This is a genomic window from Mucilaginibacter sp. P5_A4 (genome assembly GCF_056400605.1).
In genome coordinates, this window is record NZ_JBFUKX010000041.1 from 13,022 (window position 1) to 32,746 (window position 19,725).

A 19,725-nucleotide genomic window follows, 5' to 3' on the forward strand; every position below is an offset into this window, starting at 1 on the left:
TGAATTAGGTAATAAAGATCAAAATTATTGTAAATAACCCGGATTTGCAGATTACTGTAAAACTTACAGTTAATGACAAATAATTAATCAAATGGTTTAATTCGCCAAATAATTAAAAAAACATCAATTCAGGACATTCAAGTATTAAATTTATAATAAAAACATGTATTTATTTCCATTATGGCAAGTTATTTTGTGCATTATCAGCCACTTTATTATATTTGCTTATTGCTCAATGTAAGGTTACTAAAAAAACATGGCTAAAAAAAAATCTGATTCCGCTCCACATATTTCAATAGTAAACGAAACTTCACTGTCTTTTTTCGAGAAATATATTAACAACCCCTCACCTACCGGCTTTGAATGGAAAGGCCAGGAATTATGGCTCGAATATTTAAAGCCCTATATCGACGATCATTATGTAGATAATTATGGTACTGCAGTTGGTATCATTAACCCAAAAGCCGATTACAAGGTAGTGATTGAGGCACATGCCGATGAAATATCGTGGTTTGTAAATTACATTACCAGCGATGGTTTAATCTACGTGATTCGCAATGGCGGTTCGGACCACCAGATAGCCCCGTCAAAAAGGGTAAACATTCATACTGACAATGGTATTGTAAAAGCGGTGTTTGGCTGGCCTGCTATCCACACCCGTTTGGGCGGCGAAAAAGAGGAAGCCCCAACGCTGAAAAATATTTTTTTAGATTGCGGTTGTACCTCTAAAGATGAGGTGGAAAAATTAGGCATCCATGTTGGATGTGTTATTACCTATGAGGATGAATTCATGATCCTTAATGATCGTTATTATGTGGGCCGGGCACTGGATAACCGTGCCGGTGGCTTTATGATTGCCGAAGTTGCCCGTTTACTTAAAGAGAACAATATAAAATTACCATTTGGCTTGTATATCGTAAACGCTGTACAGGAAGAGATTGGCTTACGTGGCGCCGAAATGATAGCCCACAAAATTAAACCGAATGTAGCCATCGTAACCGATGTTACGCATGATACCCAAACTCCAATGATCAATAAGATAACCCAGGGCGACCTGGCTTGCGGTCGTGGCCCGGTAGTATCATACGCTCCGGCGGTACAAAACAACCTGAATAAGCTGCTTATCGAAACAGCACAAAAAGCGGGGGTCCCTTTTCAGCGCCAGGCTTCATCACGGTCTACAGGTACCGATACCGATGCATTTGCCTACTCAAATGATGGTGTACCATCGGCGTTAATATCCTTACCACTCCGTTATATGCATACTACTGTCGAGATGATCCATAAAGAAGATGTTGACAATGTTATCCGTTTGATATACGAAGTTTTGTTAAATATTAAGGCGGGGCAGGATTTCAGATACATCAAATAACATAACCATCAAAACAATTTCAACCCTAAGCCATTCCCTTATACACCATTAATAGATATTAGTAAATAAATGCCCCACATACACACTCTATGAAACCCACACTACTTATTTTGGCCGCAGGTATGGCCAGCCGCTACGGCAGCATGAAACAGGTTGACGGCTTTGGCCCCAACGGAGAAACAATTATCGATTATTCGATATACGACGCCATTAAGGCAGGTTTTGGCAAAGTTGGCTTTATCATCCGCGAGGAATTTGCGGACAATTTTAAAGCGATATTTGAACCCAAACTGAAAGGCCGTATTGAAACAGACTACATTTTTCAAAGTTTTGATCTGAAACCTTTCGGGATCGATAAAATCATTGAACGTGCAAAACCATGGGGCACTGCCCACGCGGTACTTGCTGCCCGCAACCAGGTAAGCGAACCTTTTTGCGTGATTAATGCCGATGATTTTTATGGTTACGATTCGTTTGAAAAAATGGCCAAATTTTTAACCACTGAAGTTGCTGATGATACCTACTCACTGATAGGTTACCAGATAGACAGGACCCTTTCTGACTATGGATCTGTATCCCGCGGCGTTTGTAAAGTTGATGATAAAGGTAACATGGTCGAGATCAACGAGCGTACCGAAGTTTACTTTAAAGAAGATGGCAGCGTTGCCTATAAAGATGCCACCGGCGAGCATGCACTGAGCAATGATACCCGTGTATCTATGAACTTTTGGGGCTTTACTCCTGCTGTTTTTGGTCAAAGCGAAGAAATGTTCAGGGAATTTGTTGCCGCGAATGAAGAAAATCCAAAATCGGAGTTCTTTATTCCTTTAGTTGCAGATGAACTGATAAAAACAGGTACGGCGTCGTTTAAAGTTATCCCTACCGGATCAAAATGGTTTGGAGTAACTTATAAAGAAGATAAGCCGATTGTGCAAAAGAGTATATCAGAACTGGTAGCCAATGGTACCTATCCCGAAAAACTTTGGGATTAAAATTGATAAAAGTATAAAACCAAAAATCCCGCTTATTATGGCGGGATTTTTGGTTTTATAGCTATTGCTGAACTTAGTCAACAAAAAAGAAGGTTTTCTTTTGATCCTCATCATATATGTGGATGTTTTTTGTAACTACAGTATTGTTTGAGGCTACTTCAATGGTGTAATCGCCATTTTCAAGGTCGGTTAAAACATAACCTTTTGAAGCCACAGCTTTATTTGGCAAAAAGTCTTTTATTAATAGATGGCTGTCATTATCGTACACTTTTACTACTGATTTGCCGGCGTCAGCCTTCACCACATTTACTGCAACACCACGGCCTTGCTTCATCACGGATAATGTTATAACGGGTTTTGATCCTTCGGTAAGTGTTTTAGCTGTTGCAGTTGTTGCACCAAAAATGCCTGCGCTTAATAACAAAAATAATGCTGATAATTTGATTGAATTTTTCATGATCTTTTCGATTTTAAATATTGTTTTTGAATTTTGTTTTCTGTTTCAATATTCAAATCAACAACATCTTTCAGCATCAAAAAAATGCAATAGACGGCGGTTATATAATTATAGACCAAGAACTTATTTCAATCGGCAAACCTGCATATAAACACTAATAATCAACCAATTACGCTTTCATAGCGTAATATCCGGCTTTCATCGGCGTGTTTTTGACTTTCGTCGGTAATAAATGACGATCTCCCCTAATCCATCCCGATCGGCGATCCGTCGGGCATATTCAAGACTGTCGCCGGCTGAAACTTATCAGGATTTCGCTCGAACTGGCTGATCTGCGACAAACCGAACAATAAATTGGCTTTACGACTATCATTTGCTGTATTCAAATTCGTTTGCATCCATTTTTTTAACTCATCAATCTGCAACAGGGCAATACTGCGTACACTTTCTGATGCTTTGGTATTAGCAGCCAGGGTGAGGATCTGTTTTAGCGTTAAGTTATTCACCAATCGCTGTAGTTCGCCTTTATAACCGGTTGGCTGCGGGGCTTTCCAGGTTTGGGCCACCAGTTTATTCAATACAGACAACAAACCCGGCTGTGTATTATCGCGCGATTGATATTCAATCAGCCTTGCCGCCCGCTCTGGTTGCAGCATAAACGATAGCGTTGCGCCCGCTGCCGATTCTGCAGCCGCCATCGGATCAAAAGTTAAGCCCGTATGCGATTTAAAGGTTTCCCTTGTACGTGGATAACCAATAGGCCGTGGGGGTATTTTTTCTATTAGCTTTTCGGGCAGGGCAAGGGCATCAGGACTTATGGTGCCCATCAGCGCGGCAAAAGCTTTCCATTGCTCTGATGGCGGCACAAATTTAGTAGTGATCTGTCCATCTTTCTTTAAAGCGAAGGTATAATACAAACCGCCCAGCATTTTTGAAGCGGCCTCAGCCTGGAAACGGTGGATCAAATACATTGGCACCAATACTTCTTCCAGTGTAGCCATAGGCGCATCCTGGCGAATTGCCTTTTCAGAAAAATTATCCAATACGTGTTTACGCAGCACCATTATTCTATTCAACTCATCAGCGGCATTGGTACCGCTATCCCATAAGTGTGCCTGCGGATGTGCACTGCCTGCGGGGCGGGCATCATCATCAGATATAAATAAAAAGCCTTTTTTAATGGTTTCGGTGATGATGCCTTTTAAGGCTTCGTCCTCGTTTGTTCCGGCCGCAAAATCCTGGTAGCCGTAAAGGATGGCTCGTTTGTCGTATTCGCCTATCTCTTTACCGTATGCCTTGCTCAGGTCGATAGTGCCATCGGTATTTAAACTAACCACCGGCGGCGGGTAATCCATTACAGATGCCCGGCCATTAACACTTGCTGTAAAATTATGCTGCAAGCCTAATGTATGCCCAACTTCATGTGCTGCAAGCTGCCTTAAACGCGCGAGAGCAAGCTGCGACATTTTGTCACTTACCGGTTTGCCGTCCTCATAAGGCTGTACCAATCCCTCGGCAATTAAAAAATCCTGCCTATCGCGCAGCGAACCGAGCGAAACCTGGCCTTTAATGATCTCGCCGGTACGCGGGTCAGTAATTCCGCTGCCGTATGACCATCCCCGGGTAGAGCGGTGGATCCACTGAATAATATTATACCTGATATCCATCGGATCGGCATCTTCGGGCAACAACTTTACCTGGAAAGCATTTTTATAGCCTGCTGCCTCAAAAGCCTGGTTCCACCAGCCGGCACCTTCCATCAAGGCGCTACGGACAGGCTCGGGAGCGCCGCGGTCAACATAATAAACAATAGGCTTCACCGGTTCGCTCATGGCAGCCGCAGGTTCCTTTTTCACGAGCCGGTGACGACTTAATAGCCTTTTCATAATTGGCTGATCTATAGGTGTAGCGTAATCCATGTACTCTACGTCATAGTACCCGGAGCGGGGATCGAATTTGCGCAGCTTATAGTTGCCATCGGGCAGCTTTATTAAAGACTGGTGCATCCGCACCGTAACCGAATTTGGGTCGGGCGTTACAGAGCTTATCTCGGTCCCCTTTGCCTTGCCGGTAAGGGTTATGGTAGCCTCAAACTCCGAATTATCGGGAAAGCTTTTGGTATTGGGCAGGTATACTGCCGAGCGGCTTTCATCAAAGCCGAAGCTTCCCTGGTTATTATCGTTCAGCCTATCGGCAATTTTATGGTTATCGCGCAGCAAAAAGGGAGTAAAGTCTATCAGTACCCTATTCCCGTCCTGTGCTACAGCTGTAAATCCCCAGATGGCTGACTGTGCGAAGGCTTCGGCAACAGATTTACGTTCATCGGCATTATCACTAATAGCGCGGTAGCTGTAATTGGGTTGCATCAATAATACCTTAGGACCGCTTTTCACAAATTTTACAATCCGGCTATCACCAATCTGGCCGCGATCCAAACCCAGGTCATTTGAACCTACGCCTGCAGGTAAAGAGTTTACATAAAGAAATTCCTGGTCTAACTTATCTATCTCCAAAAAAATCTTCCCGGTTTTTTCGTCCCAATAAAAGTTAAAGTACCCGGTGTATTTGGTAAAGCCCTTAATTTTGGCTTCTATTTCGTCTGCCTTTTGGGCTTTAACATAAAAAAAGGAAAAAGAAAGGAGAAATAATAGGAAGTAAACTTTTTTCATAGGTGCCAACTTATTGTTAAGCCCTAAAATAGGCATAAAAACAGAAAGGAGGTAAAAATTACCCCCTCTCTGTCATTTTATAACATCAGCATTAATTATTTCATCCCTTTTTGGATGGCTTCAATTTCGGCTAAATGACTTTTTATAACAGGTAAGGTTTTTTCTGCAAATGCTTTAAGGTCGGCATCTTTGCAATTTTTAGCGGCATCTTCAAACATCGATTTTACTTTTTTATGGCCATCTACCATAGCATCTACATAAGCTTTATCGAAGTCGGCACCTGTCTTTGCAGCAAGATCCGCTTTCTTTTTTTGGTGATCGGCATCAGGTTCAGTTGGTAAAGTAATGTTTTTTTGCTTAGCAATAGCAATAAGCTCATCGTTTGCTTTGGTATGGTCGGTAACCATCATGGCCCCAAACGCCTTTACCTTAGCATTCATAGCTTTTTCGCCGGCCAGTTGTCCCAAAGCCACTTCGGCCAGGCCGCCGTTTGCTGCATCTGTAGCAAATTTTGCATCTTTTTCGTCAACGGCTATACCATGTGCACCGGTAATGCCTGCTGTGTCGGTTGCTGCCATTGTTGATGAATCTTTAACTGCATTTGTACTGTCGGCAGCATCTTTACTGTCTTTGGCACCGCCGCATGATTGGAACGACATGGCGGCAATTGCCAACATCGCTATTAAACTTAACTTTTTCATAGTAGTGATTTATATTGTTTTTATAGGCAACAACTTTCACTGAGATAAGTTTTATTTTCTTAATTGTAAAATATATTAATTTAGTATTGGAACATTTCGTTCCTCCCCATAACGATGGGTTTGAAACCCATCATTATGATAACACGTCGTTACCCTACCATCCTCTTCACAACCTCATCAGCTGTTAATTTTTCCTGCACACCGCTGGCCATGTCTTTAAAGGTTAACAGGCCGCTTTGCATTTCATCGCCCCCGATTACTACCGTATAGGGGATGTTTTTGTTATTGGCATAATCCAGTTGCTTTTTAATTTTGGCACCTGCCGGATAAAGCTCCGTGTTAATGTTTTGCCTGCGGAGCTGTTGCAATAAAGGCAGTGCATAAGTTTCGCCTTCCTTATCGAAGTTACAGATGAGTACCTGGGTGCTTTGGTTTGCCGCGGTTGGGAAAAGGTTTAATTCTTCGAGCACATCGTATATCCTGTCGGCACCAAAGGAGATACCTACCCCTGTAAGACCTTTTAAACCAAACATACCGGTAAGATCATCATAACGGCCGCCGCCGCCGATACTGCCCATGGCTGCCTCGTTGGTTTTAACCTCAAAAATGGCGCCTGTGTAATAGTTTAAGCCGCGGGCAAGGGTGATATCCAGTTCGAGCTTTGCGGTTTGCAGCGGGCAGCTTTCGATGTATTTGAAAACGGTTTCTATCTCTTCGCAACCTTTCAGGCCGGTTTCTGATGAGGCCAGGGCTTCGCGCAGCCTTTGCAGCTTTTCGGTGTTGGAGCCCTCCAGTAAAATAACCGGTTTTATTTTTTCTATGTCGGCTTCAGTAAAGCCACGCTCTAATAGTTCTTTTATAACACCATCCAGGCCGATCTTATCCAGCTTGTCAATAGCAACCGTAAGATCAATAATGTTATCGGCCTTATCAATGATCTGGGCTATGCCCGACAGGATTTTGCGGTTATTGATCTTGATGGTAAAATCCTTCAGGCCCAATTTGCCCAAAGCCTCATCATAGATCAGTGCAAACTCGGCTTCGTTCAGCAATGAGTCGGAGCCAACTACATCGGCATCGCATTGGTAAAACTCCCTGTAACGGCCACGCTGCGGTCTGTCGGCACGCCAAACCGGTTGCACCTGGAAACGCTTGAACGGGAACGTGATCTCGTTCTGGTGCATCACAACGTAACGGGCAAAAGGAACAGTAAGATCGTAACGCAGGGCTTTTTCGGAGATATCCGAAGTTATGGCGTTTGAGTTAAGTGTAGCCAGTTTTTCAGGGCTTGCCTTGGCCAAATAATCGCCACTGTTCAGCACTTTAAATATCAGCTTATCCCCCTCATCACCATATTTACCAGTCAGGGTTGATAGGTTTTCCATGGTAGGAGTTTCTATCTGCTGGTAGCCGTATTTACGGAAAACACTTTTAATAGTATCGAAAATATAGTTACGTTTCACCATTTCTACAGGTGAAAAATCGCGGGTTCCTTTAGGTACGGATGGTTTGATGGATGCCATGCGGCAAATGTACAAAAAAGCTTAGCCCCTCCCAACCCTCCCCTCACTGCCATAAGTTGAGAGAAATATTAAAGTTTTAATTTMGCGCAAAAACGCAAAGAAAAAAAAGCAAGTCACTTTGCACCTCTGGGTCTTTGCGCGAAAAACCTCTTTAACTTAATAACCTTGAACCCTCCCCGGAGGAGAAGACTTCAAAAACGTTTTAAAAACTCTCACATGAGAAACGGAATTTAGAGATGCTTCATTATGACACTCTTTTTACCTTATACAGTTCCTACCAACCTCCAATTAATATATTTTTGAAAACCATGAATATTATCACTCAAACGCCCCGCCTGCTGATACGTGAATTTATTGCTGCCGACGAACAACTTTCGCTTTTGATGGATGAGGATGAACGCCTTACCCAATATGTAAAAAAGCGTACCCCGGCAGAAAGCAAGCAGGTTTTTAAGGATACGCTTAGGGATTATAAAAACAAAACGGGCCTGGGTCGCTGGGGAATATTTAATGCGACCGATGATGATTTCATAGGTGTATGCATGCTGAGACCCAGCGAATCTGACAGCAATAGTATTGAATTGGGTTACCGGTTGCACCTCAAATACTGGGGCCAGGGCATCGCCACCGAACTTACTATAGCTTTGGTTAATTATGGTTTAAATAAAGTTGGCCTGGTAGAGATCTGCGCAGTAACGCACCCGCATAACCTTGCATCACAAAAGGTTTTAACTAAAGCCGGGTTTGAGCGCCGCGGTGAAGCTTTTTGGTATGGAGAGGATCTGCCGTTTTTTAGGGTGAGTAAGCAGGCCCACCCAACCCTCCCCGGCAGGGAGGGCTTTTAGAGCCATATTTTGAAGTCTCCCCTTCCGGGGGAGATTATTCACAATTTAATTGAAGAAGATTGTGTTCATGATGGCTACGCCATTTAGAGGGGGCTTGTCAACGCCCTGATAATATCCTTACAGCCGCCTTCAATCAGTGTAAAAACAGGCTCAAACTGGGTATCATCATGGTACGGATCGGGTACTATTTTATCGCCCAATAACAGCTTTACTTTTTGGGCCTGTTCATCATTACCAGCCATATCGAGGATGTCGCCCAGGTTGTATTTATCCATCACAAATATGTGATCGAACTCTTCAAAATCACCTTGCCTGAATAATCTGCAAACCTGGTTGCTGATATCGATACCATGATTACGCGCAGTGCGGGTCGACCGCCTGTCGGGGCCCTCTCCTACATGCCAGTTACCGGTCCCTGCCGAATCAATTTTCCATCCAAGGCCCTGTTCTTCGCTCAGGTGCTGCATAATCCCCTCGGCCAGCGGCGAACGGCAGATATTGCCGAGGCAAACCATTAGTATTTTCATTCTCTTTAAGGTAAAGGGTGAAAGGTAAAAGGCGAAAGGTTTTTTGATCAGGGTTGCCTAACCTTTTGCCTTTAACCTTTTACCTTTCGCCTCCAAAATTCAACCAAATATCTGATTCAACACTCCTGCCAAACGTACGCCTGCTTTAAGCAATTGCTGGTTAAGGGTGCCTATGTGGCTAAAATTGTATTTGTAGTTCAGGTTATCGCCTGGTTTAATGTCGGCATAAAATTTTTCGGCCAGCTGGTTGCTTTCAAAAAGCCATTTGCTGATCGGGTCTTTTTGCAGGGCCGCACGTTGCGCAGCCGTGGTGTGGTTTATCCATGCAGCGTATTCGGTATAGCTTAATTGCTGATTATCTATCAGCTGGCTATCCCAAACCGAATGCAGGTTGCTATCCTTGCCAAACCACTGTACTTTAAAATCGTTGCCGCCCTTATCGCTGGTATGACCGGTATGAAAAGGCTGATGAACATCCTCCACAATATGTATCAGCATGCGCAGGTAAAGCAATTTGTTGGTTTTGGTGGTAGTTTTTTTCTTCAGTTCGGCAATCAAAAAATTCATTTTGGTGTAAGCGTCTGTAGCCGTGTCTGCTTTTAAATAGGTTTGCAGTTCGGGGTAGGTATAAGCCTTATCCATGTCGATAAAATGCCAGTTGTACAGGTAGCCGTAAGCCGGATCTGACTTAATAAAATCGGCCCAGTTGCTGGTAATAGCGATTGATTCGTTACCTAAAATGGCCTGGATAGCCTTGCGTGCTTTTGGGGTTAAATAGCTATCTGCTATCTGCCCGCAAATACGGTGACCATTGGTTCCCCATGCCATGCCTTGCAATGGGATGTAGCATACAGCTACAAAAAGGATGATCTTTTTGAAAAAGTTAGTGCTCATCTTCATAGTGGTTTTGGGATGCAACTTGTTCTTTTAATTAAACGCGCGTTAATGGGTATTACGTTGGATGTACTTGTAAATTCAATTAAAGAATCCGCCTTTTGCTTAACCTTATAAAACTCCTCGTAATCACCATAGCGGAAACAGCTTTTCTCGTCTTTATAACTGCCATCAGCATTGCAAAACTGGCCTTTAAGGTGCAGCGTATCCTGCTTTTGCACATAGGTACCACGGATGTACTCGGTCCAATGGCCGCTGTTCATACAGGTATCGGCCCCATAATTTACTTTGCTTACGGTGCTTATCTTCATCAAAAAAGAATCGCAGCTGAATTTCAGATCGTACAGCGAATAAGTAACCAGTCCTTTTTGCGCCGGTACAGTATCCTGCCGCCACTCGCCCTGCAAGTATTTAACACCCGGTTTTTGAACGTTGGGATTCATGGAGCAGGAGTTGAGGTAAAAGCCGAGAGGTAAAAGGTAAAAGGCTCTTTTAAAGCGAAAGGTAAAAGGCGAAGTGTAAAAGTTTTTTTTGCTGAAAGCCAAAGGCTGAAAGCTGAAAGCCTTTTTTGAGGTGAAAGCTGAAAGGTAAAAGCTAAAGGGTTTTGGCATATTTAAAATGCGATTCAAAGCAGTAAATAAAAAGCCCCTCTCCTTTAGGAGAGGGGTTTGGGGTGAGGCTTATAAACTACCTATCATATTTTCGGGCCTAACCCATTGGTCAAACTGTTCGTTGGTTAACAAACCTAAACCAATGGCAGCTTCGCGTAACGATTTATTTTCTTTTAAAGCAGTCTTAGCAATTTTGGCTGCGTTTTCATAGCCTATATGCGGATTAAGCGCGGTTACCAGCATCAGCGAGTTTTCGAGGTGCTTTTTAATGCCTTCGTAATTTGGTTGGATACCAACCGCGCAATGATCATTGAACGATACGCAGGCATCACCAATTAACCTTGCCGATTGCAGGAAGTTGGCAGCCATTACCGGTTTAAATACGTTAAGCTCATAATGACCGTTGGATCCGCCAATAGAGATGGTTACATCGTTACCCATCACCTGTGCAGCTACCATGGTAACGGCTTCGTTTTGGGTTGGGTTAACTTTGCCCGGCATAATGGATGAACCCGGTTCGTTATCGGGAATATGGATCTCGCCAATACCCGAACGCGGACCAGAAGCCAGCATCCTGATATCGTTAGCTATTTTCATTAATGATACCGCTATTTGTTTCAAAGCACCATGACTTTCTACAATGGCGTCATGAGCGGCCAGCGCTTCAAATTTATTTTCGGCAGTAATGAATGGCAGGCCGGTAAACTGGGCAATGTATTCGGCCACCTTAACATCATAGCCTTTTGGGGTGTTGATGCCGGTACCCACGGCTGTACCGCCAAGGGCAAGCTCAGATAAGTGATCTAAAGTATTACGCAGGGCTTTTAAACCGTGGTTTAATTGTGATACATAGCCAGAAAACTCCTGGCCTAAAGTAAGCGGCGTAGCATCCATTAAATGGGTACGACCGATTTTCACTACCGATTTAAAGGCTTCAACTTTTGCCTGCAAAGTATCGCGCAATTTTTCAATTCCCGGGATGGTTACATCCATCAGGATCTTATACGAAGCGATGTGCATGGCCGTTGGGTAAGTATCGTTTGATGATTGCGATTTATTCACATCATCATTGGGGTGGATAAAGGTTTTGCCTTCGCCCAGTTTATTACCCTGTAACACGTGCGCACGGTTGGCCACCACCTCGTTCACGTTCATGTTTGATTGCGTGCCCGAACCCGTTTGCCAGATCACCAGCGGAAACTCTGATGCCAGCGAGCCTGTCAGGATCTCATCACAGACCTGTGCTATCAGGTCACGTTTTTCGGCAGATAGTACGCCAAGATCGGTATTGGTATAAGCGGCAGCTTTTTTCAGGTAGGCAAACGCGTCAATGATCTCTTTTGGCATTGAGGCCTCCGGACCAATTTTAAAATTGTTGCGTGAACGTTCTGTTTGTGCTCCCCAGTATTTATCGGCAGGTACCTGTACCTCGCCCATGGTATCGTGTTCGGTTCTGAAACTCATAGCATTAAATTTTGCAGGGGCAAAGTTATGCTTTTATATGATGCGGGTGATGAGGAAATGGTAATCTTTTTGTGATGGAGGGGGAAGATTTTAAATCGTTGTTTTCCTTCACCTCGGGTTTGGGCGGATCGAAAAGTTAACTTGATAAGTTTATGTAAAATGTCTGATGTGTTCAAATCCCGCCCTTCCCGCAAAAAAAGTTGAGTAGTACTTTAAACTACTCAACTTTTGATAAGTTGAATGAGCACCCGATTTACAAATGGCCACCTGCTATGATTGTGCCTGGGGCTTAGTGGTGATCACGGTTGGCTTTATCCGCTGCCTCACCTTGCTATCTATTTTTTTTTTACATCTTCATTTGTCAGCGAAATTGACAATTCCCGAAGAAAATTGAAAACAATAGCCTATATGCAGTTAAATCATAAAGGTAAAATCAGATTATAAACTATTTGCCGGGTATACGCGTTGCGTATTTAACCCCGGCAAGCAGAATTTTTTTTGTTACTTCAAGTTCCATTTCATTTCTTGGAGCATATATCATCATGTAGGTTTTTGCGGCGCGTCCCTCCCCAGCAAGCCCATGCAGTTCACCCCATCCTTTTTCAATTACTTTTTTGGTATCACTCGGACTAAGAATGATATGCATAGATCCGTCAGAAGGATGAATATGCCCCACCTCGGCGTGCGAAACAGGCACTACAGTCGGATTGCCAGATGCACTATCTCTCAGAAATATTCCTGCATTATTTCTTTCCAGATAGCTGGTTTTATAGACAAGGTCAAAGGCTTTATCGGCCACCTGCGCATCAAATATTTTTTTCTGCACGTTCCTTATCAGCGTATCATTATGTTGGTCCATTTGCCGGTGCGGCACAGCAAATGGTGCTATTGTTGGTTTGGCCCCATTTCTTTTGGGTAAATTAAAAAGCGTCTTTATATCGCCCGGTTTGCCAATTTCTCCGGCAACACGGCGAATATCTAATGGATCCTTCATTTGCAGGCCTATTCTCTTAACGGTACGATATCCCTCCAATGTATGGGGAAGGCCGCCGATACCCAAAGCCACCCATCTCAGGTAATCCTGGTAGGCTTCTTTTCCCAATATAAGCTCCATGCCACTTACAACAGTTTGCTTTTGTGTTCCTATGTTTTCTATTCCCAATGAGATCACGTCGCCTGGCTTAAGATATACCGGTGGTTTGCGCCCAAGCCCTACACCGGATGGAGTTCCGGTAGCAATAACGTCTCCTGGCAGCAATGTCATATATTTGCTTACTTCACTAATAAGTCTTTTGATATTAAATATCATATTCCTGGTATTAGCATTTTGCATGGTGTCTCCATTAAGGGTCAACCATATTCTTACATGCTGAGGGTCGCCGATATCTCCCGGGGTTACCAGGTAAGGTCCAAGGGGAGCAAAATGGTCGGCACTTTTCCCTTTATCCCATTGCCCTCCAGGTCTTTCTAACTGCCATGCTCTTTCACTGTAATCGTTAATCACTGTATAGCCCGCTACATAGTCAAGTGCATTTTCCTCCGCTACATGGCTCGTTTTTTTGCCTATTACAATAGCCAGCTCTGCCTCATAATCCATTTTCAGGGCATCCGCGGGAATAATAGCATTGTCGTATGGGCCACAAAGTGCAGAGGTAGCCTTTAGAAATATGACGGGTTCGGTCGGAGTTGGTGCACCGCCTTCTTTGATATGCTCTTCATAATTCAACCCGATAGCTACGATTTTTGATGGTCTTGCCACACAGGAAGCCATTCGCGTTTGTGATGGAACTTGCGGGCAAATGGAACTATTTTTAACTACCCATTCTTCCAATCGTTTGATCCCGTTCCCCGCAAAAAAATTTTCATTGTAGTCTTCTCCGAAAGCGGATACATCCAGCATTTTGCCATTTGCGGTAAGCACACCAGGTTTTTCGTCGCCCTCATTTCCGAACCGGAATAACTTGATACTGGTTTTATTTTGTGCCTGGCACAAAATAACAGCGAACAATAAACAAATGACAGTAAACAGTAACCGTTTTAAGCTCATGGTTTTTTAAGTTAATAGTGGATGTACAATTGAGTTTATTGCGTCTGTTTTTTATATCGGAATATTGGTCAGCATGTGATTTTAAACATGTTATAATCTACTATCAACACTATATTTTCCGGCTCCTGCAAACATAATAGTGAGGTAGCAGCCGAGGTAAACATAAACAAGTTCTGCATGGTCCTGCCCGAAGGAAAAATGGTGCAACGTGATAAAAACAACCAATAGATTAATCACAATAAAAAGTGCTGCAAGTCTTGTTGCGATTCCAAGCATAACCAACAGCGAGCAAATACCATCAGATATTAATGCAAAAATTAAACTTACAGTTACACCTACATGCAATGGATCGGGGAAATGCTGCTGCATTTGAGAGAAGTTTGTAAACTTCTCAATGCCGTGTTTGCCAAAAAGGCTTATTCCAGCCCATAATCGCAATGTTAGCAATGCCAGGTCAACATTAGCCGGAATAAAACTGAGATTCAAGATCTTTTTCATGTTTTATTAAATTAATGGTTGAATAAAATTATTTAGTAGAGTTGTGTGTCTCTATCACTACCCCAGATAGTGTCTACTGCTGTCCATACATCACAAGTGATGCTTTGACAATGAGGTTATTATTTATAGTCATCCCCACTATGGCAGGGGTGGCATTTTTGCTTAGTGATAACTTTGACTTTAATGCATATACCGTTATAATGTACATATGCGGAGGACCTGGAGGAGGGCAAGGGCCACCGTACCCCGGCATACCTGCATCATTAATGCCGGGCATTGCTTCTTTAGGCATCAGGCCTTTTGAGATATCCCCCGCACCGGAAGCAAGCCCGGTAGTGGCAGCCGGAATGTTGTATACAACCCAATGCCAAAAGCCGCTTCCTGTTGCCGCATCTTTATCATACATAGTTACCGCGAAACTTTGCGTACCAGCGGGGGCATTCTCCCAATGCAACTCCGGGGAAATATTTTCACCGGTACAACCGAAACCATTCAGAAACTGTTTTTGGGTAGCCTGACCTCCAATGTCATTACTTTTTAAAGTGAACGTTTGGGCATCCGCAATTGCCGTAAATCCAATTGCCAATAAAATAAGAAGGGATCGTTTCATGTTACTTTGGTGTTTTTTAATAACCGGTAAAAATGATTAATAATCTATCACCAAAGCTAAAATGCCTATATACTTCCCGTTAGTACAATTTATAGTAAAGTGGATACAATTTACAGATGGGCCTTACCTGGAGTGAATTTTTCACGAAAATCAGATGGCGACAAACCCGTATTCTTTTTAAAAAAGCGACTGAAGTAAGAAGGATTTTCAAAGCCAAGCCTATATGAAATCCCGGCCACCTGTATTTCGGTATGCAGCAAAAATGATTTAGCTTCCAGTATTAATTTTTCCTGAATATGAGTTGATGCGGTTTTGCCCGAGAGTACTTTGATTAATGAGTTGAGATAATTAGGATTAACCGTTAATTGTTTGGCGATGAGCGATACGCTAACAGGGCTTACTTTAGTTTGCAAAGGCAGCTGATGAACCGTTTCATCCAGGATTAGCCGGAATCTATTAAATAGCGATTTATGGATCCTTGTTTCCTCCGTAAAGGCCTTAACGTGGTTATTGTATATACGTTTGACATGATGCAGATACACCTGCAATATCTTCTTCAACATTTCTAATTTATCGGGTGCCGTTGAATACATTTCTTTGATCATTTCTTCGGCACACTTTATTATGCCAGACGTGTCTTCTGAGGATAAATATAAAACAGGTTCCGAGTTAAAGTTGAAAAATGGGTAGTCAGAATCAAAATGCTTACCCATCATGTCCAACCCTAAAAATGCAGGAGTAAAATAGGTAACATAGCCCGTAAGCGGCCCCTTTCTCGTCCAGGATTCCAGTTTCCCGGGATAAGTAAAACACATACAGTTATCCGAAATTGTATAAATTTTTTCGCCTCCTGTAAAGCTTAGATTTGTATTGGTAAAGTGAATAACCCTGAAAAAATTCGACCTGCACAAAGGCATATCTAATAACCTCTCGTCTGGTTGATCCTCCAGTTTCATACACATTATTTCCGGGTGAAGTGGAGCACCCATACCATAAAATTTAAAGAAATCTGAAATGGTTTCTATAAATGGAATATGTGTTGTTTTCTGGTACATATAACAAATGTATTATTTTGTTATCAATTCCGATTTACATGAATATTCCTTGTGGCTTGACCAAGCTGTCCCATGCGCTTTGGAGCCCCAAATTACAAGTGCTACAAATGTTTTGCTCCGATGGGGCAGCCTGTCAATTCGTTAACTTCATAGCCCCGATCTCCCTGCGAGGTAGACGCCTAAACAAATAGCATTGTCACAATCTTATTCATTTTGCCTACCCTAACATTCAATTAATATGAATGGGGTATGTTGCGTGCCAAACATACTACCCGTTAATTAATTTGATATGACTTTTTACAATTACAAAAAAACAATCCGTACAGCGTTACTGGTTATCATTGCGGCGTTGACAGCGAATATAGCATTAGCCCAGGCACCCCACACTAATCCATGGGCTGCTACCGAAGTTGGTGCACTGCCGCCAATAGCCAGCCTTACCAAAGGTGTTTGGTTAAAGGGCGAACTGCATGTACATTCCCGCCACAGTACCGAATCGTCCAACAACCCAATCAGCAAGATCATCGCCTTTTCTAAATCGGCAGGCATCGATTTTGTAGCCATTACCGACCACGATAACCATGTGAATGGCGACGTAGCCAACCATACCTGGGCCGACCCGGAATTTAAATCAGACTCGGTACTGCTGCTGTATAGCGCCGAATGGACCACAACCCGCGGTCATGGCAATGCCTTCTCGGCCGTACCTTATGATCACCAGCGGTTATATGACGTTCGCGATCAGCGCGATGTGGTGGTAGGAGCGGTGAAAAAGCAGCTCGGCATCCACCTTTCGGCCAACCACCCAAGCGGGAAAGATCATTTCGGATATTCGTACGATATGGTTAATTCTATCGAGGTATGGAACTCGGCAATCTGGTCGAAAAATGCCAATGCCATCATGATCTGGGACGATATGCTGTCATCCGGTCGCAAGCTGACAGGCAGAGGCGGAAGCGACGCGCACCATGGCGTTCCGGATTCGCCCGATAAGGAAACCAAGAACAGCTACCAGGCCAAGGCAAACTATGTTGGCACCCCAACAACCTGGGTATTTGCCACGTCGCGCAGCTCGCAGGCTGTAATAGACGCGCTCACAAATGGACGGGTATCCATTAGCTCAAACCCATACGCACCACGTATTGAATTTTATGCAGACGTAAACCAGGATGGTAAAATAGATATGATGATGGGCGATAATACCAAAGCCACAGGCAAGCCTGTAAAATTCCGTGTTCAGCTCACCGGAAATATCCCCGCCGATGGCGAGTATACCATTAACGTGGTGAAAAATGGCAGCCCGTTTGGCACTTTCAAAACCACCGGCAAAACGCCTGTGATTGAGTTTACCGATACCCCGGCTATACTTGAACGGAGCTATTATCGTGTAGAAGTTCAGGGGACGTCTACACCCTACCCACAGGTTCCCGGATCAATGGCGCTGAGCGGCAACATGGTTGGACTATCGAACCCGATCTTCTTTAATTTTGATCCGAATTTTTGATCGAAACACGTTAGCTGATAAATAATTCTTTCATCCCTCGGGGTCACTTCATAATAGGGCTCCGGGGGACAAGATTTTGAAAATAAAAAAAGCAATTTAAAACTTTCTTTCTGCTTCTGCCAGGGCTTCTAAAGCTACGTGTTTTATCAAATTACCCTGCGTGTTTCTTATTGCCAGATTTTTTTTGTTAATTTTGTAATACTAACAGCGCATTTAAGCTATGTATTCGGAAGCAAAAAAATTACATTTAATTGAGGAGATACTCAAAGTAAAAAGTGAATCAATTTGGATTGCATTGGAGAATGTATTAAAAAAAAATGCACTGAAAACCGATACTGAAAAAACTAACATTTATGATTTTGTAGGTATTCTTTCGGACAAGGAAGCTGAAGCCATGAAAAATGCTATTGCGGAAGCCTGTGAAACAATAGATGAGAATGACTGGAAATAGTTGTTTTTTGGATACAAATATTGTCATTGAAGTTTTTTCAGGTAATAAAGCTATCGCTGATAAGATAAATGAAATTGGCGTCTTTTACATCTCATCAATTGTTTTAGGAGAATTATACATAGGTATAAATAGAGTTTCAAATAAACCAAAACATTTAAAGAAACTCGAAGCCTTCCTTAGTTTATGTACAGTAATCGACATAGACGCTAATACTTCACAGCATTACGGAGAAATTACTGCTGCACTTTTCAAAAAAGGTAAACCCATACCTTCAAACGATATATGGATTGCTGCAACTGCAAAACAGCATAATTTAATCCTGATTACACGTGATAAACATTTTCATGAGATTGAAGATATTCTTATTGAAAAATGGTGATGAGCACTGAAGTTTAATCATAAGGTTCGATAAAAGAGGCTATTTTAAAATTTTCTTTCTGCTCCTATTACCCAGGCATCCAGCGCTTTGCGCTTATCCTCATTTTGCTGCAGCCATTGATTATTGACTTCCTTATTGCCGCTTAAACCCATCAGCCTGGCAAAGGCGGACATATTATCAGTTTTACTCAACTGGTAAAAAAATCCGGCATAATAATGCCTGAAAAAATCGTTCCCCTTTTGCTTCTCTGCTAACTGGCCAATGGCTTCAAATACAGCCTGTAATTGGTTCTCCAATAATTCAACAGCGGTTGAGCCGGGTTTTGCCCTGGCTATAGCTGCGTTCAAAGTTCTGTTCAGGGCAACGGTGGAAGGTTCGGCTTTGGCATCTTCTGTTTTAAGCGTTCCGCCTTTTAAAATACTTTGCATATTGGTATAGGCTTCGTCGCTTCGCGGGCCATCGGGTTCAAGCAGTAAAAAACTACAAAGCCCCATTAAGGCCGCCGCCCGTTTATTTTGATGAAAAGTAACCAGGCCATAAAGTCGCTGGCTATTGGCATGTTTAGGATCGAGCCTGATAGCTTCAATTGCTGCCTGTTCTGCTTCGGCATACTGTTTGACGCGGAAATAGGCTATCCCAAGGTTAAAATACAGTGGCTGGTAGTCGGGTTTAATTTTAAGTCCCTCCTTATATGCATCAATGGCTTGCTGTGGTTGATGGCTACTATCATAAATTCCGCCTAAAAGTTCGTAGGCCGGTCCGGTGAAGTTACTATTCGCCTTTATTACCTTGTTTAAATAAGGGATACCTTCTGTTCCCTTACCCAATGCATTTAAACTAAAAGCCAGCTGGTAATTTGCCTGTGCGTTTTCGGGCTCGGTTGCTAAAGCCAGCCTATATTTTTCAATCGCCCCCGAGTAATTATGCTCGTTGTTTAGTTGAATTCCTTGCTTTATAAGGGTAGCAACATCAGTCTCCTGCGCGTAAGCAGCTGCAGAAAACAGTAAAACGGGTATAATGAGGCGGATGGTTTTAATGAAATTCATACTTAAACATACAAAGAGATTTAACTAAAAGAAAAAAATAAAAACTTTAATAGATACCTGATGTATAATTTCTAATTTTC

At 42.9% G+C, this 19,725-nt stretch carries 19 protein-coding genes; 6 read left to right on the forward strand and 13 right to left on the reverse strand.

Going from position 1 to position 19,725, the window contains the following annotated elements; translation table 11 throughout:
* Window positions 1–256 precede the first annotated feature (256 nt).
* Complete coding sequence (locus AC1DQW_RS20620; protein ID WP_477455789.1) at window positions 257–1,372, forward strand: M42 family metallopeptidase; 1,116 nt, start codon at window positions 257–259, stop codon at window positions 1,370–1,372.
* Between the two features lie 89 nt (window positions 1,373–1,461).
* The gene (locus tag AC1DQW_RS20625; RefSeq protein WP_477413546.1) at window positions 1,462–2,364 is read left to right on the forward strand and encodes a nucleotidyltransferase family protein; all 903 of its coding nucleotides are present in this window, start codon (window positions 1,462–1,464) and stop codon (window positions 2,362–2,364) included.
* 73 nt (window positions 2,365–2,437) lie between these two features.
* Here AC1DQW_RS20625 and AC1DQW_RS20630 read toward each other — a convergent pair whose 3' ends face one another.
* The 4 genes from AC1DQW_RS20630 to hisS form a co-directional block, all read right to left on the reverse strand.
* Complete coding sequence (locus AC1DQW_RS20630; protein ID WP_477455790.1) at window positions 2,438–2,821, reverse strand: hypothetical protein; 384 nt, start codon at window positions 2,819–2,821, stop codon at window positions 2,438–2,440.
* A gap of 245 nt (window positions 2,822–3,066) precedes the next feature.
* Window positions 3,067–5,490, reverse strand: coding sequence for a zinc-dependent metalloprotease (locus AC1DQW_RS20635; protein ID WP_477455791.1), 2,424 nt, complete (start codon window positions 5,488–5,490; stop codon window positions 3,067–3,069).
* Window positions 5,491–5,585: 95 nt separating this feature from the next.
* On the reverse strand, window positions 5,586–6,191 hold the full coding sequence (locus tag AC1DQW_RS20640; RefSeq protein ID WP_477455792.1) for a DUF4142 domain-containing protein: 606 nt from the start codon (window positions 6,189–6,191) through the stop codon (window positions 5,586–5,588).
* Between the two features lie 149 nt (window positions 6,192–6,340).
* The gene (gene hisS, locus AC1DQW_RS20645; protein ID WP_477455793.1) at window positions 6,341–7,714 is read right to left on the reverse strand and encodes a histidine--tRNA ligase; all 1,374 of its coding nucleotides are present in this window, start codon (window positions 7,712–7,714) and stop codon (window positions 6,341–6,343) included.
* Window positions 7,715–8,022: 308 nt separating this feature from the next.
* Between hisS and AC1DQW_RS20650 the strand changes: the two genes are divergently transcribed.
* Entirely contained in the window at window positions 8,023–8,559 is a 537-nt protein-coding gene (locus AC1DQW_RS20650) for a GNAT family N-acetyltransferase (protein WP_477455794.1), read from the forward strand.
* An 83-nt stretch (window positions 8,560–8,642) separates the two neighbouring features.
* Here the strand turns inward: AC1DQW_RS20650 and AC1DQW_RS20655 are convergent, their stop codons facing one another.
* The 8 genes from AC1DQW_RS20655 to AC1DQW_RS20690 form a co-directional block, all read right to left on the reverse strand.
* Complete coding sequence (locus AC1DQW_RS20655; protein WP_477455795.1) at window positions 8,643–9,086, reverse strand: low molecular weight protein-tyrosine-phosphatase; 444 nt, start codon at window positions 9,084–9,086, stop codon at window positions 8,643–8,645.
* Between the two features lie 99 nt (window positions 9,087–9,185).
* Window positions 9,186–9,980, reverse strand: coding sequence for a S1/P1 nuclease (locus tag AC1DQW_RS20660; protein WP_477455796.1), 795 nt, complete (start codon window positions 9,978–9,980; stop codon window positions 9,186–9,188).
* Window positions 9,981–9,982: 2 nt separating this feature from the next.
* Window positions 9,983–10,591 (reverse strand): fumarate hydratase, encoded by a 609-nt coding sequence (locus AC1DQW_RS20665; RefSeq protein WP_477455797.1) that lies wholly within the window; start codon window positions 10,589–10,591, stop codon window positions 9,983–9,985.
* A gap of 69 nt (window positions 10,592–10,660) precedes the next feature.
* Window positions 10,661–12,055 carry a class II fumarate hydratase gene (gene fumC / locus AC1DQW_RS20670; protein ID WP_477455798.1) on the reverse strand — a complete coding sequence of 465 codons (1,395 nt, stop codon included), beginning with the start codon at window positions 12,053–12,055 and terminating at the stop codon, window positions 10,661–10,663.
* Between the two features lie 445 nt (window positions 12,056–12,500).
* Window positions 12,501–14,102 (reverse strand): fumarylacetoacetate hydrolase family protein, encoded by a 1,602-nt coding sequence (locus AC1DQW_RS20675; RefSeq protein WP_477455799.1) that lies wholly within the window; start codon window positions 14,100–14,102, stop codon window positions 12,501–12,503.
* Window positions 14,103–14,192: 90 nt separating this feature from the next.
* Complete coding sequence (locus AC1DQW_RS20680; RefSeq protein WP_477455800.1) at window positions 14,193–14,600, reverse strand: DoxX family protein; 408 nt, start codon at window positions 14,598–14,600, stop codon at window positions 14,193–14,195.
* 73 nt (window positions 14,601–14,673) lie between these two features.
* Complete coding sequence (locus tag AC1DQW_RS20685; protein WP_477455801.1) at window positions 14,674–15,210, reverse strand: YbhB/YbcL family Raf kinase inhibitor-like protein; 537 nt, start codon at window positions 15,208–15,210, stop codon at window positions 14,674–14,676.
* A gap of 110 nt (window positions 15,211–15,320) precedes the next feature.
* Window positions 15,321–16,265: a helix-turn-helix domain-containing protein gene (locus AC1DQW_RS20690; RefSeq protein WP_477455802.1), complete on the reverse strand. Its 945-nt coding sequence runs from the start codon at window positions 16,263–16,265 to the stop codon at window positions 15,321–15,323.
* Window positions 16,266–16,554: 289 nt separating this feature from the next.
* Between AC1DQW_RS20690 and AC1DQW_RS20695 the strand changes: the two genes are divergently transcribed.
* From AC1DQW_RS20695 to AC1DQW_RS20705, 3 genes are all read left to right on the forward strand, one after another.
* Complete coding sequence (locus AC1DQW_RS20695) at window positions 16,555–17,769, forward strand: CehA/McbA family metallohydrolase (protein ID WP_477455803.1); 1,215 nt, start codon at window positions 16,555–16,557, stop codon at window positions 17,767–17,769.
* Between the two features lie 220 nt (window positions 17,770–17,989).
* Window positions 17,990–18,220 (forward strand): hypothetical protein, encoded by a 231-nt coding sequence (locus AC1DQW_RS20700; protein ID WP_477413581.1) that lies wholly within the window; start codon window positions 17,990–17,992, stop codon window positions 18,218–18,220.
* Between the two features lie 7 nt (window positions 18,221–18,227).
* Entirely contained in the window at window positions 18,228–18,599 is a 372-nt protein-coding gene (locus tag AC1DQW_RS20705) for a PIN domain-containing protein (protein WP_477455804.1), read from the forward strand.
* Window positions 18,600–18,643: 44 nt separating this feature from the next.
* Here AC1DQW_RS20705 and AC1DQW_RS20710 read toward each other — a convergent pair whose 3' ends face one another.
* The gene (locus tag AC1DQW_RS20710) at window positions 18,644–19,645 is read right to left on the reverse strand and encodes a tetratricopeptide repeat protein (protein ID WP_477455805.1); all 1,002 of its coding nucleotides are present in this window, start codon (window positions 19,643–19,645) and stop codon (window positions 18,644–18,646) included.
* Between the last annotated feature and the right edge of the window lie 80 nt (window positions 19,646–19,725).

What these genes read in the sequence shown, in the direction of transcription:
- AC1DQW_RS20655 (WP_477455795.1), bottom strand. Translation starts at nt 9,086, where the DNA reads ATGAAAATACTAATGGTTTGCCTCGGCAATATCTGCCGTTCGCCGCTG.
- hisS (WP_477455793.1), bottom strand. Translation starts at nt 7,714, where the DNA reads ATGGCATCCATCAAACCATCCGTACCTAAAGGAACCCGCGATTTTTCA.
- AC1DQW_RS20695 (WP_477455803.1), top strand. Translation starts at nt 16,555, where the DNA reads ATGACTTTTTACAATTACAAAAAAACAATCCGTACAGCGTTACTGGTT.
- AC1DQW_RS20675 (WP_477455799.1), bottom strand. Translation starts at nt 14,102, where the DNA reads ATGAGCTTAAAACGGTTACTGTTTACTGTCATTTGTTTATTGTTCGCT.
- AC1DQW_RS20620 (WP_477455789.1), top strand. Translation starts at nt 257, where the DNA reads ATGGCTAAAAAAAAATCTGATTCCGCTCCACATATTTCAATAGTAAAC.
- AC1DQW_RS20660 (WP_477455796.1), bottom strand. Translation starts at nt 9,980, where the DNA reads ATGAGCACTAACTTTTTCAAAAAGATCATCCTTTTTGTAGCTGTATGC.
- AC1DQW_RS20635 (WP_477455791.1), bottom strand. Translation starts at nt 5,490, where the DNA reads ATGAAAAAAGTTTACTTCCTATTATTTCTCCTTTCTTTTTCCTTTTTT.
- AC1DQW_RS20640 (WP_477455792.1), bottom strand. Translation starts at nt 6,191, where the DNA reads ATGAAAAAGTTAAGTTTAATAGCGATGTTGGCAATTGCCGCCATGTCG.
- AC1DQW_RS20700 (WP_477413581.1), top strand. Translation starts at nt 17,990, where the DNA reads ATGTATTCGGAAGCAAAAAAATTACATTTAATTGAGGAGATACTCAAA.
- AC1DQW_RS20630 (WP_477455790.1), bottom strand. Translation starts at nt 2,821, where the DNA reads ATGAAAAATTCAATCAAATTATCAGCATTATTTTTGTTATTAAGCGCA.
- AC1DQW_RS20625 (WP_477413546.1), top strand. Translation starts at nt 1,462, where the DNA reads ATGAAACCCACACTACTTATTTTGGCCGCAGGTATGGCCAGCCGCTAC.
- AC1DQW_RS20685 (WP_477455801.1), bottom strand. Translation starts at nt 15,210, where the DNA reads ATGAAACGATCCCTTCTTATTTTATTGGCAATTGGATTTACGGCAATT.
- fumC (WP_477455798.1), bottom strand. Translation starts at nt 12,055, where the DNA reads ATGAGTTTCAGAACCGAACACGATACCATGGGCGAGGTACAGGTACCT.
- AC1DQW_RS20665 (WP_477455797.1), bottom strand. Translation starts at nt 10,591, where the DNA reads ATGCCAAAACCCTTTAGCTTTTACCTTTCAGCTTTCACCTCAAAAAAG.
- AC1DQW_RS20650 (WP_477455794.1), top strand. Translation starts at nt 8,023, where the DNA reads ATGAATATTATCACTCAAACGCCCCGCCTGCTGATACGTGAATTTATT.
- AC1DQW_RS20680 (WP_477455800.1), bottom strand. Translation starts at nt 14,600, where the DNA reads ATGAAAAAGATCTTGAATCTCAGTTTTATTCCGGCTAATGTTGACCTG.
- AC1DQW_RS20710 (WP_477455805.1), bottom strand. Translation starts at nt 19,645, where the DNA reads ATGAATTTCATTAAAACCATCCGCCTCATTATACCCGTTTTACTGTTT.
- AC1DQW_RS20690 (WP_477455802.1), bottom strand. Translation starts at nt 16,265, where the DNA reads ATGTACCAGAAAACAACACATATTCCATTTATAGAAACCATTTCAGAT.